Here is a 17994-nt window from a genome sequence, read left to right on the forward strand (position 1 = left end):
ATGGCTGTTGTCTACCTGATTCTCAGCATTGGTCTGATCATACTTCTCACTGCCCGGTACAAAATGCACCCGTTCATTGTGCTGTTTTTGGTGGCATTATTTTATGGAATTTGTGTGGGAATGCCTTTTGATGAGATCATTACCTCTGTGAATGAAGGCTTTGGTAATACACTTGGCGGCATTGGTTTGCTGATTGTTTTCGGGGTGATTATCGGAGCATTTCTCGAACACTCCGGCGGGGCTTATAAAATCGCAGAGAAAGTGTTGCAGATGACCGGCCGAAAACGGGTTCCTTCTGCGATGGGTATCATCGGGTGGTTTGTTTCGATTCCCGTTTTTGCCGACAGTGGTTTCATTCTTCTCTCACCGCTAAATAAAAGCCTGTCCAAAAAAGCGAAAATCACATTGTCAGCTTCTGCAGTTGCGCTTGCTCTCGGATTGACTGCCTCACACACATTGGTCCCGCCAACACCGGGGCCGATAGCGGCAGCGGGAATATTGAATGCAGATATCGGACTTGTAATGCTGTTGGGCGTTCCCATTAGTGCGATAGCACTTTTTGCAGGACTGGTTTTTGCCAATAAATATGTAGCCAAAACCTATATCGACCCCATTCCCGAGGTGGACGAGGAAGATATGAAACAGCGTATGCAGAAAGCGCCGACTGCATTCAAATCATCGTTGCCGGTTTTCGTACCGATTCTATTGATTGTGCTACAATCCGTCATCAACATGTATGAGATTGCACCTGGTAATATGTTCGTAAATGTTCTTCTTTTCCTGGGTGAGCCGATGATTGCACTCTTGATCGGGATGTTTCTCGCCTTTTTACTGCCCAAAAAATTTGAGTGGGAGATGATTTCAACCAGCGGCTGGGTCGGGGATGCGTTGAAAAATGCGGCTTCCATTATTTTGATAACAGGCGCGGGAGGAATCTTCGGGAAAGTATTGCAGAATTCAGATATAGCAGCTCTCTTAGGATCAACACTTTCCGATATTAACCTGAGTATTTGGCTTCCGTTTTTGATTGCAGCTTCCATCAAAACTGCGCAGGGTTCCTCAACCGTAGCGCTGATTACAACAGCGTCGATATTGACTCCTATGATGGGCACCCTCGGCTTTGAAACCGAACTCGAAAAAGCGATGGTCGTAATTGCGATCGGGGCTGGATCATCCGTTTTCTCCCATGCGAACGACAGTTTCTTTTGGGTTGTAACTCAGCTCTCGGGTATGGATACCAAAATGGGTTATCGGTTATTCAGTTTGGGAACTCTTGTCTTAGGGGTAACGGCGGCGAGTACGTTGTTTTTATTGTATTTAATTATTGGATAGAATTGGTTGGTTGTTAGTTGATTGGTAGTTGGTAGTTGGTAGTTGGTGGTGGTTGGTAGCCTGCGATTAAAACCGGGGGTAGTTGAATAGAGAAGGTTAGATTCGAGGTGAAAAATTTTGAAAGGCGGAAGATGAATTTGAGGAGTTACCGAGAATAATTTTGAAAAGAATACGCATTAATAGTGTAAGTAGAGTTTCATTTGTGGTAGCCCGAAGAAGCAAAATAGCTTAGGAACGAGTTTGAAACGAAATATCCAAAAATTTATAAGAAAAAATGGTTTAGTTATTTCAACCTTTCAAGAGTTCAATACGTTTGAAGGGTTTTCTTAAAAAGAAACGAGAAATTGATTAATCTATCATCAAAATTATTTAACCTACTCGTAAAGAAAACTTAAAGAAGTACAAGTCAAATATTCTTATATCATATCCATAACATTCAATCTGCCAACAACCAAGACATGAAAATGAAATCAAAACAAAACCGGATCATTAAAAAACTTCTATTAACTCTGTGTTTTGCAATAACTGCAATCCCATTATTGGCTCAACATTCACATGAGCACAATCACGATTACAGAAAGATCGTTTTTCCTGATGTCCCGGGATATTATACTCTCAGTACCGATCTTCATATACACACCGTGTTTTCAGACGGAAGTGTTTGGCCGAATATTCGATCCGAAGAGGCAATTCGGGATGATATCGACGTGATTGCTATTACCGATCACCTTGAACACCAGCCGCATGAAGAGGATATTCCCAACCCCGACCGAAATCGATCATATAATATTGCCCGGGAATCAATCCCTGACGATAGCGATTTAATCGTCATTAACGGTTCGGAAATTACCCGCGAGATGCCACCCGGACATTCGAACGCCATCTTTGTGGAGGATGCGAATATGCTTTTGCAAGATGACTATATGGTTGCATTCCAAGAGGCGAAAAACCAAGATGCGTTTGTTTTTTGGAATCATCCCAATTGGACAAGCCAACGAAAAGATGGAATTGCGAGATTGACTGATCTGCACAGGCAATTAATAGAAGATGAGATGCTGCACGGAATCGAAGTGGTGAATGAGTATACCTACTCAGAAGAGGCCCTTCAAATAGCATTAGATTATGATCTTACCATTTTGGGAACGTCAGATATTCATGGATTGATCGATTGGGAGTATGATGTTCATCACAATGGCCACAGGCCGGTAACACTTGTCTTTTCCGAAGAACGAACAAAAGAATCTCTGAAACAGAGCCTGATGGACGGCAAAACCGTAGTTTGGTCGAATGATTTCTTGATCGGGCATGAGCCGTTTTTGGTACCGCTGATTGAGGAATCTCTCGAACTGTCTGAAATCGGTTATATTGGTGATACCTCTGTTTTGAATGTAAAAATCACCAATCACTCCAGTTCAAAATATATCCTTGAGAACAAGAGCAATTTCACATTGCATCAACATCAGGATGTGTTGACTATCGAGCCAATGTCTGTAGAAGTTCTGAATATTAAAACGCTGGAGCGAGTGGATTCCATTGAACTTCCTTTTGAAGTTCTGAATGCTGTAACTGCTCCGGACCAGCATCCTCAAATAGCTTTTGATATTGATATTGAGTAGAAATGAAAGTTATTTATGGGTGATCCTGAATCGCATCTTCGTTTTTTCCGAGTAGTCGGGATCGTACCTCCACATTTCACCTGTATGCCTGTGCTAAGCATCGGCAGAAATACGCAGAGGAGCGAAGACGAAATATGATCCTCAAAACTCATTTATGAGTTCAATAATTAAATAATGAGATAAATAAAAGCCGATGAAAATTTATAAGATTGAAAGCGGAATTCTTATCAATCACAATGAATCATTTTATATTCTTGAGGATGAAGAGTGGGACTCTTTTATAAACGACGATAACCTGTTCAGGAAAACGGAAGAACTTATCGGATCTGAGAACCCGATTAAGAATGCTGAGGATCTGATCGAGAATGAATTGATGCCCCCGATTTTCAGCCAGGAGATTTGGGCGAGTGGGGTCACCTATTATAACAGTAAATTGGGCCGGCAGGAAGAGTCAAAAGAAGCCGGGGGCGGAGATTTTTATGCGAGAGTCTATGTCGCAGATCGGCCGGAACTGTTTTTCAAGTCAAACCGGCATCGATGTGTTGGGTCGGGAGATGAAGTTCGAATTCGGAAAGACTCCTCGTGGGATGTTCCCGAACCGGAACTCACGCTGGTGATCACATCAAACCAAAAAATTGTGGGTTACACGATTGGGAATGATATGAGCTCAAGGAGTATCGAAGGAGAAAATCCGCTCTATCTGCCGCAGGCAAAATCGTATGACAGCTCGGCCTCCATTGGTCCTTGTATCTACGTGACGAATGATCCGCTTCCATCAGATACTCAAATCGAGTTGAGCATTCATCGGCATGGTGAGGAAGTTTTTGCGGATATGATTGGAATCGACCAGATAAAACGGGAGTTTGAAGAACTGGTTGGATACTTATACCGGGAGTGTACATTTCCGTTTGGCAGTTTCCTGATGACCGGAACCGGAATTGTGCCCGGAAAAGATTTTACACTTCAGCCGGGAGATGAAATTCACATTACCATCGAACCCATTGGAACCTTAGTTAACAAAGTTGCAAAATAACATGAGTTTACACGGACAAAATTTTATTGGAAACGATAAATCATCGGATAACAATGATACGTTCCAGGCGGTGAATCCCGCTACGAAAGATTCATTTGAACCTCCTTTTCATGAAGCTACGGAAGGTGAAGTGAATCATGCGGCGGAAAAAGCTGCCGATGCATTTCTTGAATACAGTAAGAAAAGTGCATCAGAGAAAGCGGATTTTCTGGATGCCATTGGAGATGAAATCATGGAGCTGGGAGATGCTCTGATCGAGCGGTGCATGAATGAATCCGGTTTGTCGGAAGGACGACTAAATGGAGAGCGTGGACGAACAGTAAATCAACTCAAACTTTTTGCGGATGTGGTTCGCGACGGATCGTGGGTTGACGCCCGAATTGATACCGGAGATCCCGATGTTCGGAGCATGCGAAAAGCACTCGGGCCTGTCGGAGTATTTGGAGCCAGTAATTTCCCATTGGCATTTTCAGTTGCCGGAGGAGATACGGCCTCGGCCCTGGCCGCCGGATGCCCGATTGTGGTGAAAGCACATCCATCCCACCCCGGAACGTGTGAATTAGTGGCCGAAGCGATTATGAATGCCGCCGAAAAAACTGGAATGCCGGATGGTGTATTTTCGATGGTTCATGGCACATCGAATGATGTTGGACTGGCTATTGTACGTCATCCGAAAATAAAAGCGGTTGGATTTACGGGATCATACGGAGGAGGAAAAGCTCTCTTTGACGAAGGCAACAATCGCCCTGAGCCGATTCCGGTTTACGCCGAAATGGGGAGCACCAATCCCGTTTTTATACTTCCCGGCGCCCTGAAAGAGCGAAAGGAATCAATTGCGGAAGAGTTAACCGGATCTGTTTCATTGGGAGTAGGTCAATTTTGTACCAATCCCGGGCTTGTTTTTCACGAGGAATCCGACGACGCGACTTCATTCCAATCTTCATTATCTGAGCAGATGAAAAACGTTGAGTCCGGCGTGATGTTGAATGAAGGCATCCAAAAAAATTATCAATCCGGCCTCGAGAAATTGTCGGAGGTGGACGGTGTGGAAATCCTTGCTAAAGGCAATGATAATGAGAATGGATATCGTGGTTCAACAGCATTACTTCGGGCATCGGCAACCGTGTACTTTGAAAATCAAGATGTTGAAGAGGAGGTATTTGGTCCCTCAACGGTGTTGATCACTTCGTCAGGAAAGCATCAGTTGATCCAGGCCGCCCAGCGGTTGCGGGGTCATTTGACGGCCACGATACACGGTACCGAAGAAGATCTTGCCGAATATTCCGAATTGGTTGAGATCCTTGAACAAAAAGTGGGGCGAATCATCTTTAATGGCTACCCAACAGGAGTACGAGTGTGCCATGCCATGATTCACGGAGGACCATTTCCGGCTACAACCGACAGTCGAACAACATCTGTCGGAACCACTGCCATGCGAAGGTTTGCCCGCCCGGTTTGCTACCAGGATTTTCCCAATATCACATTGCCAGATGAACTGAAAGATGAAAATCCAAGAGGTATCTGGCGATTGCTGAATGGGGAGATTTCGAATAGTCCGGTTGACTAATCTTTTTCACTATTTCTCATTTTGGGATTGTCTTCTAAAAGATGATCTGCGAATTCCTTAGTTAATAAAAAGATATGTTCCAGGAATCTTAAAGTTAAAAATCAGGCGTTCAGACCTTCATGAAATTCATAAAAACTATTTCGCTTGCTTCAATTGTATTTCTCTTCTCTTTAGGATATTGCTTCGGTCAACAAGGTGAAAGGCAGGCTGAGCAACCCAATATTATTTTCATGTTTATTGATGATATGGGGTATGCGGATCTAAGTAGTTATGGAAACCGGGAAATGGAAACTCCCAATATCGATCGTCTTGCGGATGAAGGGATCAAATTTACAAATGGCTATGTAGCTTATCCGATATGTTCGCCGGCTCGTGTGAGTGTGATGACGGGTCAGTTTCCTGCGAAGTGGAATATCCACTCTTTTTTAGCCAGTCGTGAGCGAAACCAAAGACGCGGCATAGCCAACTATCTCGACCCCAAAGCGCCCTCAATCGCCCGGGCAATGCAAGAGGCTGGATATGCTACCGCACATTTTGGGAAATGGCATATGGGCGGTGGCCGGGATGTTGACGATGCTCCGATTCCAACGGAGTATGGATTTGACCAATCCCTTGTTTCTTTTGAAGGATTGGGGGACCGGCTTCTGCGAAATGATGGTCATGACCTGTCTGAAGCCAATGCCAAATTAGGACAGGGTCAAATTCAGTGGGTGGAAAAATGGAAACGCTCAGGAATATATGCAGACAGTACAATCTCCTTCATTGAAAGACACAAGAACCAACCTTTTTATATCCATTTTTGGCCGGGGGATGTACACGATCCGTTTATTCCTAATCCGGAGTGGCTGGATCGCTTTAGTGAATTTGATAATCACCATTATAAACGGGATTTCTATGCCACACTCTGGAATTTAGATAACCAAGTTGGTCGTATTCTTGATAAATTGGATGAACTTGGTTTAGCTGAAAATACCTTAGTGATATTAATGAGTGACAACGGACCCACAGACTGGCCCTATTACTACGAGGAATTCTACTGGCCGCCGGGTAGTGTTGATCCTTTTCGGGGTCGGAAATGGGGACTCTATGAGGGAGGTATTCGAGTACCATTTTTGGCAAGATGGCCGGCAAAAATCCCTGAGGGAAAGGTTGATTCCACGACAATGATCAACTCAATGGATCTTTTTCCAACCCTGGCAAACTTTTCAGGGATTTCCAGTTCGGATATGAAGTTTGATGGTCTGGATATGAGCTCAGCGTTACTCGGTAACCCAAAACAGCGAGGTGAGCCTATGTTTTGGGAATATGGTCGTGAAGATTTTTACCTGTTTCCGGCAAACCCTCGTTTTCGAAGCCCAAACCTTGCTGTACGGCACGGAGATTGGAAACTCCTGGTAAATGATGACGGCACTGAACCGGAGCTATACAACCTGAAACGGGATCATGCGGAGACGATGAATGTAAAAGATGAATATCCAGATATAACTGAAAGATTGCTTGAAGAAGTTCTTGAATGGCGGCGTTCAATCCCTTGAGGATAGAAGAATCAGTGATTTCTTTTAATTTAACCTGCATTCCATTTCACTTCAAAAGAAGAATTATATTTGTAGTGATGTTTCTGTAAACCTTTATCAAATTAACGTGAGTTCCAGATAAATAATTGACGTTACTCATATTTATCTCGAACTAAGGTTTCATTAGATGTTAGTGAGATAAACATAAGGGGGATATCAAATATGGACATGCTGTTTAGCACTCTGAACCAGAAAGATTGAAAGATTAAAAACTGAGACTACTAATTTTCAATATTTATGAATTCCCGCATCTCACAAATCCTGTATTCCAAGCCAATCTTATTATTTTTTCTGATAGTATTTATTCAACCCCTCCACGCCCAGGATCGCCCCAATGTCCTGTTGATCATCTCGGATGATTTGAACACCGATATCGGGCCGTATATGGATATCAAGAACCACACGCCGAACCTGGACCGGCTTGCGGATGAGGGGGTTTCATTTACCCGGGCTTATTCTCAATATCCTGTCTGTGGCCCGTCTCGTTCATCGTTAATGAGCGGTTTATATCCAGAAACGAACGGAGTGACAGATAACGGGTTCAAAGGAGTAAGTTATCGGCAGCTGAATCCGGATCTCTCCGACCATCCAACGATAGCGGGTTTTTTTCGCGAGCAGGGATACTACACGGCAAGAGTCTCCAAGATTTTTCACATGGGAGTGCCGGGTGGAATTGAACGCGGGTCAGCCGGGGACGACGACCCGGACTCATGGGATTATGCCTATAATGTGATGGGGCCTGAGACGGTCAGTGATGGCAAGTTGGAACAGCTCTCACCGATGAATGATCATTACGGCGGAAACTTTTCCAGGATGATCTTGCCAAACGATTTAGCTCACACTCAAACCGATTATTTAGCCGCAAGCCAGGCAATTGCCATTCTTGAAAATCGAGTCGGAAAAATTCCCGAAAACGCTACACAACGTCTGAGACTGAAAACCGATTCTCCATTTTTCCTAGCCGTTGGTTTTGTTCGTCCACACGTACCTTTGATTGCTCCGGAGCGGGATTTCAAACCCTACCCGGAGCAGGAGATGGAACTGCCTGCCGTAAAAGTGGGAGAAAATGTTCCTGAAGAAGCTCTACGGCGGCAAAATGACAACGTGTTTGGAATGAGTGACACACAGAAAAAGCAAGTGATAAGTGCATATATGGCCAGCGTTCGGTTTATGGATGCACAGGTTGGCCGGCTGCTGGATGCCCTGGACCGCTTGGAAGTCCGGGATGAAACGATTGTGATCTTTGTATCAGATCACGGGTACAATTTGGGTGAGCATGATACGTGGTCGAAAATCAGTTTGTGGGAGGGAAGTATTCGCGTTCCTCTGATTTTTTCAGTGCCGGGAGATGATTTTGAATCAAATTATGGAACTGAATCAGATATCATCACCGAATTGATTGATCTTTACCCAACGCTGACCGATCTGGCAAACTTCTCTGATCAATCACCTGAAATCCTTCAGGGAAAAAGCCTGCTCGATCATATCAAAGGAAACCCTCAATCATCAAATGGAGACATAGCCTACACAATCTCCTACCAAGGAAACGCCGCTTCTATTCGAACGGATCGATGGAGGTATACAAGGTGGGGAGAAGAGATTGAGGATGATAATGAAGAGTTGTACGATCACCATAATGATCCCGAAGAGCATGTGAATCTTGCCGATCATTCGAATCATCAAGAAATCCTCGAAAAGTTGAGGGAATTATTTGACAAAAAGCGGCGTCTTGCTCAAGAATCACCGTTTTAAATGTTTGGTTATCCAACTTACGCCAATATATTCTCTTTACCGGAATCTGCCACAAATACGCAGGCCGATCGGGTCATTTCAACATAGCTTCTCAGATTTTTTAAGTCCGGTTCTTCAGGCAGTCCAAAAATATCAACATCAGCTCTTGGCATATTTTCTAAAGCCTCCTGAAAAGATCCAATTTCAACGTGTGGTTCGGCATCTTTCAATCGGGCAACTTCCAGCATATTTTCCAGGTAGTTGTAGGCATTTTCAACTTCACTTTCTTCAACAACTGTGACGATTCGCAGTTTAGCATCCCAATTAATTTTTAGTTTGTAAGCCATCAAAAGGGCAAGATCTATGTTACCCAGGTCCATGTCTAAATCCCAATCCGGACCTTTATCACGCATCCATACATTGATGGATGCCGTTCTGCCAAGCTGTGCTACGGTGTCCTCGATGTAGAGTTGAATTCCCATATTATTCATGCGGGCGTTCGCCATAATATTGCTGATTTCCTCATCATATGTTTCATCATGGAGTAATCGCAAAAAAAGAATATTTGGACTAAAAAAGGACCCTCGTAAAGTTTGAATGGAGTAGAGAACAGCATCTTGAAAATTATTTGATTTAATAAAAGACCAGCGGGCATACGTATTCTCCCTGAGAAATGAAGAAGAAAAATTGATTAAAGACTCTGTTAGGTCATCCTCTTCTGTATCTGAAATGCCAATCAGGCTGACTGATCCCCTTGGATAAACCAAATTTTGGATCAGGCTGAAACTGCCACGTAGCTCACGAGAGGATCGCACAGGCACCAAAATGTTGGCCTTCCAGGCTCTCTCGTTATCTTCGGGTAACATGGAAACCCTTTTGGCTGCCCATTCAGCAATTGAGACAAATAAACCACTTCTCATATCCCCATATGGAACATCCAGTTTTCGATTACTCAGGTATATGTAAGCTCCCACAACCAGTCCCATCGCAACTAAACCAAAAACGGCATTAATTATAAACATCGTAATGAGACACCCCAAAGCGCCGATCGCAGAAACAAATTTTGGAATTGGAAACGTAGGGCGAAAGCTGATCATGTTCATTCGCTGTTCTATGAACACTACGAGATTGATCATCATGTATGTAATCAGGAAGAACATAGTGATAAGGGGAGCTACTGTATTTAAATCTCGCAGAAGGAGAGTGAGTAAAACAATAATTCCGGTCATGATAATGGCATTTCGGGGTTCGCCGTTTTTTGCCAGTTCAGAGAATATATCACCCTTCGGAAAAATTTTGTGATCGCCGAGAGCCTGCAGAATTCGAGGGGCTCCAACAATAGAAGCCAAGGCTGATGAGAATGTTGCTCCAAGAAGACCGCCAAGAACAGCCGGACTCCAAAATGCTTTGTCAATCATAATATTGTAGTTGCTGACTAACTCTTCTGTAGTTGCAATTTTTGAAAGCCAATAACCAGCCCCCATATACACAATAAAGCTGATAACGATTGCGCCTATCGTACCAATAGGGATGCTTTTCTTTGGGTTTTTCAGCTCGCCGGACATATTCGCTCCGGCCATGATGCCTGTTGCAGCAGGGAAAAAAACAGCAAAAACAACCCAGAAACTAATTCCCTCGAAGTTATTCTCGGGAGCTCCGGGATAGTTACCCCACCAAAGAATTTCATGCTGCATATCAGCAGTAAAAATACTTGCTGCTACAGAAACCAAGGCGGCTATGATAATGGCTAAAATCAGGTACTGAATTCGAAATGCAAGTTTTGCACTTACAAATGCTATCAGAAAAAGAATTCCAAAAACTAAAAAGTCTACCAGAAGGGCAGGGTGATCAGGGAATATATACTGCCAACCTTCTCTAAAACCAAAGATGTACATCGTGATGGCCAACGTTTGAGCAAGATAGAGAGGAATACCCACACTCCCGCCAACTTCAAGCCCCAACGATTGCGAGATGATCGAATAAGCACCTCCGGCTTTGATCCGGATGTTTGTTGTAATACAGGACATCGAGAGAGCTGTAAATGTAACGATCAAAAAAGCGATGGAAACGATAATCCAACTACCTAAAAGTCCGGCATTTCCCACAACCCATCCCTGTCTCAGAAATAAGATCACTCCTAAAATCGTCAGAAGTGTTGGGACAAAAACACCGGCGAAGGTTCCATACTTCTGTTTTATTTCTGAAGCGTCTCCTTCAACTTTCTCTTGTAATGTTTTTCCAGGTTTATTCAAGACGTTTAAGATTTAATGATATTTAACACGATCTGTTCGTCAATCACCCTATAGATGAATGATCATAATTTTTGTCTATAAATTCCATTATCCTTTGTGGAAAGACCTGTTATCCATCCTATTGACAGCAAAATGGACATCTGTAAAATTGATCTTTCCGTAACTCAAGAGTGATTTAGAATTGAAAAATTTGTTCTTTTGTAAATTTTATACTGATATAGTTCTTTTAGCCATCTATTTTCAGAATCACAGAGGTATTCTTTAATCGTTTTGAATGCAATCTTTCCATTCAGGTAATCAAGGATCAGAGCATCTCCGGCCAACAGTTCGATCGCTTTCTTTTCAGAGCCAAATTCGTAGAACCCCTCTCTCCATTTGAATAAATGGGGGTATTTTTCTTTGATTGAGCGGATCATATATACTGAATGAAGCAGCGAGTGATAAGGCTTGCCAGTCAGGTGGATTTGAAATCCCTCGCAAATTTCATTTTTCCATTTATGAAAGGTGGGCAGGAAACGAATCGGCCGAAGCATCGCACCCGGATACTTCATAAAAGAATCGTCATCATTTAGGAGTCTCAAAGGCTTCAGGTAGGGGGCACCAAACTGTTCAAACGGCCGGGTTGTACCACGACCTTCACTGAGATTTGTGCCTTCAAGCAGGCACTGACCCGGGTAGATATACGGCGTAGCCAAATTGGGTATATTTGGGGAGGGAGGTATAAATTGACTATGAGCCAGAATCTCATTTTTAGAGTTGGATTTATTGTGATCAAAGGGCTCTAAAAGCTGAATATTTTCTGGATGAGCTGTGGTAAAATCAGAACGGATATCCTGGCTTTCAAGTGGCTGGATATAAAGCGGAAAATTCGCATCCAGTTTTTTGTAAAAAAAGAGTGCCAGTTCGGCCATGCTTAGTCCATGGCGATGAGGCAATCCTGTCCACCCGATAAATGAAGAATATTTTCCGGGAAGTTGACTCCCTTCAACTTGTAACCCGGCAGGATTCTCGCGGTCAATGAACACCATCTTCAGATTCGGGGCATGCGTCATAATCGATTCTATCATGAGGCCTAATGTGACAGAGTAGGTGAAATACCGAGAACCGATATCTTGCAAATCAACAAAAAGAACTTCCAAATCTTTTAGTTTTCCGGGATCTGCCAAAAGGCTGGTTTCCCTCTTCCCATAAAGTGAAACAGTTTCTACATCAATGCCGAACTCCTTATATAAATTTTCATCTTCAATAGGAACCTGGTCCTGGAATTCGGCAAAAAGTCCATGCTCGGGGAAGAATATTCTGCAGAGGCCGGGAATGGTTTCAAAAGAATAGGAACCGGTTTCAGGATCCCAGGATGTATGGTTACACAACAACCCGGCTCTGGCGTTTGAAAGAGTTATAAAAGTTTGATTATTCATGCTTTCTTGGTAGTCTGTCGAATAATTTGAAAAGATTGATCAGACTCTGTCTGCGTTTTTCATATTCGCTAAACTAAGAAAAGGAATCCATTTTCGGATGATTCAAAAGATTAAATACATTCTGTTAAGTAATTGCCAATTCAATCTATACTCGAGAAGAGGATAAAAAAAGGGTATAGGAAAGTCCCCTCCTTGCTGCTTTGCTAATCAAAGGATGGGATCTCTTTTCAAACATTATTATCCCAATCTCAGGTTAATGTAAGACATTTGAAAAATCAGCTATGAAGAAAATACTACAGTTCTCAATTGCCTTTTTACTATCTCTTTCATTCGCATCTCTACAGGCTCAACAACCGGTGGACAGTCTTTTAACAGTTCGCGGTTTTGCAATCGCTGCACCACAGGTGGATGAAGTGGACCGATTTGTGAAATTTATTGATGAAGAACTTGCCCCGCGACATGTAAACACATTGGTTTTGCGTGTAGATTATAATTATCAGTATGAGAGTCGGCCGGAATTGCGAGACTCAATCGCTCTTTCAAAGGAAGATGTTAAAAAGTTGGTTGTGGCAGCCAAGAGAAATGATATTCGTATCATTCCGCAAGTGAACTTGCTGGGACATCAATCCTGGGCCGAGGATTTGGAAAATTTGCTGGAAGTCTATCCTGAATTTGATGAGACTCCCGATATAGAGATGCCGGAAGAGTATGAATGGCCGAATAAGGATGGTTTGTACTGCAAAAGTTACTGCCCGCTTCATCCCGATGTTCATGATGTTGTTTTCGATATTGTAGATGAGATTATTGATGTATTTGAAGCAGATGCCTTTCATGCCGGAATGGACGAGGTTTTTTATATCGGCCACGAGCAGTGTCCGCGGTGTCATGGCAGAGATAAGGCTGAATTATACGCAGGTGAAGTCACGAAAATACGTAATCATCTTGCTGACCAGGGTGTAGAGTTGTGGATTTGGGGTGATCGACTGATTGACGGTAAAACCACCGGGATTGGCATGTGGGAAGCCAGCATGAATAATACGCACCGAGCCATTGATCTGATTCCTAAAGATGTGGTGATTAACGACTGGCACTATGAAACTGCCTATCCAACCGCCCCCTACTTCGCGATGAAAGGTTTTCATGTTGTATCATGCCCATGGAGAACTCCTGATGTGGCTGTAAAACAAGTAAATGATATGATACGATTTAAAGATCAGTCAACAGATGTAATGAGAGAACGCTATTACGGAGTGATGCAGACTATTTGGTCCGGCGCCGGTGATTTTATGGATGCATACTACGAAGAGCGAATGGATGAACAGCGAGGGGATAGTACTCAATGGAATACGTTTAAAAGAATGTATGATGAGATTAATCTATTGAGTTCAGAATAAATTATGAGTGTACTTATAAATTGTTTATAAGCATCGATTTTAAGGGTGTTGTACCCATTAATGTACCCACTGAAATGGGCACTGGTGAGAGGAGTTCATTTAAAAAGTCATCCTTTATCTAGACATCAAACAGTTTTCCAGTTTCAGAATGATGTTTCATAAACCAATCATCTTCTCCCTCCCTATTTCTTTAATTGTCAGATTTCCTTGCCAAAAATAAATAATCTCAATTCTTAAGACTTTGAATTGCTACAAAAAAATGGACAGTGAGTTAAGGGTAATCATGCAGCTTGTTTCGGTTGTAGGTTTTGTTCAGTTGACTAACTAACTCAGTGGAATTAAATCAAGAGATTTCTGTATCAAAATGTACTTTTTTCAAAAAATCCGTTCCAGATAATCCTTCCTTTTAATTGAGAATATCCCTGGTCTTTAAAATCCCGATTATTTCCTCTTAAAGCATTTCAAAAAAATTGAATTAATTCGATAAATAAAGAAAAAATCAATTTTGCTTCAGAATTCAATCAAATTCTGAACAGATTTTGAAGCTACTATAGTGAGAACAAAAGCGAGGACGGCTATAATTAGAACACTTTCCTTTTGTAAATGAGAATTAAGATCTCATTATTTAAGCTTTTACAAAGTGTAATATGAGACAGCAAACATATGGAATGTAACGGGAATCTCTCAATTACTAACAAGTTAGGTTTAATATTTCTATTCACGTCTATACTACAGTTTTCCGGTAAATTATTGGCCCAGGAAACTCCAACAGTAAATGCTTATCAATTAGATACACCGATTCGTATAGATGGACAACTTGATGAAGAAGCATGGAACCAAGCAGAGATGGCCACTAATTTCAGGCAATTCAGTCCGGATGAAGGTGAACCTTCGACACAACCGACAGAAGTAAAGATTTTATACGGTGATGGTGGTATTTATGTAGGAGCTATGCTTTATGATGAAAACCCGGATCAAATTGAACAGACTCTGGGAAGACGTGATGATTATAACCGAGCTGATTGGTTTGTTGTATCACTTGATTCACGTCTTGACCGTCAAAATGCTTTTACATTTGGTGTAAGTGCAGCAGGAATTCAATATGATGGTATTCGAGGTTCTGGAGGAGGCGGTCCCGGAGGCGGAGGTCCAGGAATATCGGGAGTTGATGAATCTTGGGATGCTGTTTGGTATTCGGATGTTAGTGTTACAAATGAAGGCTGGATCGTAGAAATGCAAATCCCCTACAGCATGTTGAGATTCCCTGAAGTCGATCTGCAAATCTGGGGAATTCATTTCACGAGAAATATACCAAGACTTGGAGAGATTACAGAATGGCCTTTGGTCCCCAGGGTTCAGAGAGATAATTTGATTGCTCAATTTGGCCTTCTGCAAAACATTAGAAACGTAGAACCTAAACCAAACATTCAGGTTCGGCCGTACCTCGTCAGTGGATTCAATTCTGCAGAAAATCCTGATGAGCCCGGAGATTTAATAACAGACACAAATATTGATATTGGTGGTGATGTAAAAGTTGGTTTAGGGCCCAATGTGACTCTTGATGCCACCTTCAACCCTGATTTTGGACAGGTAGAGGCCGATCCGGCTGTTTTGAACCTCTCAGCTTTTGAAACATTTTTCGAGGAGCAGCGACCCTTTTTTGTTGAGGGTATTGAGATCTATGAATTCTCTGTAGCTCGAGGAGAACTCTTATACACTCGCAGAATTGGTGCAGAAGCTCCAATAATTGGGGCAACAAAAATTTCCGGGCGTACCGAGGGAGGTTTATCATTTGGAGCACTTGGGGCAATGAGTGGGAATGATTTTGATCCCTCCAACAATTACGGGGTAGCCCGGGCAAGCCAGCAAATTGGAGATTTTTCGACCCTTGGGGGAATCCTTACGTTTTATGACAGTCCCATCACAAGAGAGAAGAATCGGCGCAGAACGTACACAGGCGGAACGGATTGGGATATTCGTTTTTTCGATAACAATTATGGTATTGATGGATTTGCATCCTTCACCCAGAGAACTCTAACCAATGCCGGTGAATCAGAAACAGGATTTGCAGGAAGATTCTTTACTGAAAAACGCAGTGGTGAATGGCGCGGATTTTTAGGTACAGAAATATTTAGCGATACTTTCAACCCAAATGATTTGGGTCAGTTACGAGAGAATAACTACGTTCGAGGATTATTCAGGTTCGAGCATGAAATCAACGGTGGTCGGTCATTTGGGCGATTCCAACGAGCTGACTTGGATGGATTCCTAACTCAGTCCGTTTCATATGATACCGGAATAAACCTGGGGTTAGATTTTAGAACTGGGTCAAATTGGACATTTAATTCCTTTCAATCAATTCAATTTGAATTGGAATTGGAACGAATCATGGGTGGGTATGATCTGTTTGAAACACGCGGATTAGGTCCCTGGGCGAGACCATTTTCTGCTGGTTTTGAATTTGAATATGAAACCGATGAAAGACGTACATGGGAATTGTCACCGGAATTCTCCTGGTCTTATTTTGATGGCGGAGGAAATGAATACGCACTGGGCCTTCGGGGAAGCTGGAATGTCGGTTCAAGGCTGGATTTATCTGCCAATATTGAAGGTGAATGGGAAAAAGGCGTGACATCATGGACTGCCAATGAATCATTCAGAAGAGATAACGGAGATTGGTTGATTGGCGAATTTTCAAGACGACCCTCTGAGCTTAGTGATGAAGAATATAGACAGCTGGCAAATAGCTCAGAACTTGATCAGATATTATCCGACAAGCCACCATATAGCGGAAATGATTATTACGTTTCTGTTTTTGGTGAACGAGATACACGCGCATTAGACCTCACATTCAGAAGTACGGTGACATTCACAAGGAATCTGTCTTTACAAATTTATAACCAACTATTCCTCGCTAGAGGTAAGTACGAAAACTTTAAGATTCTACATGATCGAGATACGTTGATAGACTTTAGCGCCTACCCTAAACGTGATGAGTTTTCTTTCAATAGTTATCATTCAAATATAGTACTACGGTGGGAGTATCGTCCCGGTTCTACTCTATTCTTGGTTTGGTCTCACGGAAGGGATGCTGAGTATGAAATAAATCCACTTGCACCGTATAGAAATTCTCCATACGAACGGCCCATAGGAACTCAAATTAATGATACGTTTGATCTCATCCCAAATAATTCAGTTCTGCTTAAAATCAGTTATACGTTCCTTTACTAGATTTTAGATTCGAAGATGGAACACAAAACTTTTTCAAACTCAAACTATAAATAGTAAAGTATTTAATTATGTTTAAAAAGCTGAATTCCACCCAATTAAACACAATTGTGAGTCCGGATCTGGCTATCCTGCTTCTAAGAATCGGAACCGTCTGCCTGGTTTTGACTCATGGTATTCCAAAACTTATAAAGATCATAACTGGTGATTTTACCTTTGGAGACCCACTGGGACTTGGGCCTACTGTTTCTCTGTTATTAGCAACATTTGCCGAGGTGATATGTGCCATCTTTGTACTTATTGGATTCTGGACACGGTTGGCGACTATTCCGCTTATATTTACTTTTATAGTCATCGTATTCATCGTATATGCCGGTGATCCATTTGGGGATAAGGAGTTACCCTTGCTCTTCTTAATTTCATTTTTAACCCTGTTTTTGACCGGTTCTGGCAAATATTCAATCGATGAAATTAGCTTACCATCAACATGAATATATAACGAACAGTAAAGGGTGGTAATATTTTGTTTTGGCAGGGAAGATGATATTCATGCATTGACCGGAACAGATGCAGTTTCTGTCTTAAGATTTTTGGAGAAGGAAATGGGACATATACAAATTGACAATGCTATTAATGAGCGTCTTGAAGCCCATTTAAACCCGGTGAGTAGATCAGATTGAAAATTAACTAATTTTTAATCGAGATCTATAAAAAGGGACCATAAAATTGAATCACTGAAAAAAATACCCGTTTTATGAAAAAGACTGTTTTAACTCTGCTCGCCACTGTTGCCGTTTGTGTCGTTGTTGCATTACTCATTTTAAGGCTATTTAATACCCAGAAAATAAA

General features: G+C 42.2%; 11 protein-coding genes. 9 read left to right on the forward strand and 2 right to left on the reverse strand.

What is annotated here, in order from left to right:
- The 6 genes from L6773_RS15965 (at position 1) to L6773_RS15990 (ending at position 8874) form a co-directional block, all read left to right on the forward strand.
- The gene (locus tag L6773_RS15965; RefSeq protein ID WP_237855446.1) at positions 1 to 1332 is read left to right on the forward strand and encodes a GntP family permease; all 1332 of its coding nucleotides are present in this window, start codon (positions 1 to 3) and stop codon (positions 1330 to 1332) included.
- 464 nt (positions 1333 to 1796) lie between these two features.
- Positions 1797 to 2948: an Sb-PDE family phosphodiesterase gene (locus L6773_RS15970; protein WP_237855447.1), complete on the forward strand. Its 1152-nt coding sequence runs from the start codon at positions 1797 to 1799 to the stop codon at positions 2946 to 2948.
- 193 nt (positions 2949 to 3141) lie between these two features.
- A complete protein-coding gene (locus L6773_RS15975; protein WP_237855448.1) occupies positions 3142 to 3981 on the forward strand; it encodes a fumarylacetoacetate hydrolase family protein in 840 nt (279 codons plus the stop codon).
- Between the two features lies 1 nt (position 3982).
- Positions 3983 to 5548 (forward strand): aldehyde dehydrogenase (NADP(+)), encoded by a 1566-nt coding sequence (locus tag L6773_RS15980; RefSeq protein WP_237855449.1) that lies wholly within the window; start codon positions 3983 to 3985, stop codon positions 5546 to 5548.
- Positions 5549 to 5667: 119 nt separating this feature from the next.
- On the forward strand, positions 5668 to 7083 hold the full coding sequence (locus L6773_RS15985) for a sulfatase-like hydrolase/transferase (RefSeq protein WP_237855450.1): 1416 nt from the start codon (positions 5668 to 5670) through the stop codon (positions 7081 to 7083).
- A 276-nt stretch (positions 7084 to 7359) separates the two neighbouring features.
- Entirely contained in the window at positions 7360 to 8874 is a 1515-nt protein-coding gene (locus tag L6773_RS15990) for a sulfatase (protein WP_237855451.1), read from the forward strand.
- A gap of 17 nt (positions 8875 to 8891) precedes the next feature.
- Here the strand turns inward: L6773_RS15990 and L6773_RS15995 are convergent, their stop codons facing one another.
- Both L6773_RS15995 and L6773_RS16000 read right to left on the reverse strand, forming a co-directional pair.
- Positions 8892 to 11105 carry an amino acid permease gene (locus tag L6773_RS15995; RefSeq protein ID WP_237855452.1) on the reverse strand — a complete coding sequence of 738 codons (2214 nt, stop codon included), beginning with the start codon at positions 11103 to 11105 and terminating at the stop codon, positions 8892 to 8894.
- A gap of 164 nt (positions 11106 to 11269) precedes the next feature.
- Positions 11270 to 12523 carry a DUF1343 domain-containing protein gene (locus tag L6773_RS16000; protein WP_237855453.1) on the reverse strand — a complete coding sequence of 418 codons (1254 nt, stop codon included), beginning with the start codon at positions 12521 to 12523 and terminating at the stop codon, positions 11270 to 11272.
- Between the two features lie 281 nt (positions 12524 to 12804).
- Between L6773_RS16000 and L6773_RS16005 the strand changes: the two genes are divergently transcribed.
- From L6773_RS16005 to L6773_RS16015, 3 genes are all read left to right on the forward strand, one after another.
- Positions 12805 to 13917: a family 20 glycosylhydrolase gene (locus tag L6773_RS16005; protein ID WP_237855454.1), complete on the forward strand. Its 1113-nt coding sequence runs from the start codon at positions 12805 to 12807 to the stop codon at positions 13915 to 13917.
- Positions 13918 to 14580: 663 nt separating this feature from the next.
- Positions 14581 to 17148, forward strand: coding sequence for a DUF5916 domain-containing protein (locus L6773_RS16010; protein ID WP_237855455.1), 2568 nt, complete (start codon positions 14581 to 14583; stop codon positions 17146 to 17148).
- Between the two features lie 68 nt (positions 17149 to 17216).
- Positions 17217 to 17636, forward strand: a complete 420-nt coding sequence (locus L6773_RS16015; protein ID WP_237855456.1) for a DoxX family protein — start codon at positions 17217 to 17219, stop codon at positions 17634 to 17636.
- Positions 17637 to 17994 lie beyond the last annotated feature (358 nt).

This window comes from Rhodohalobacter sulfatireducens, from assembly GCF_022012475.1.
GTDB lineage: Bacteria > Bacteroidota > Rhodothermia > Balneolales > Balneolaceae > Rhodohalobacter > Rhodohalobacter sulfatireducens.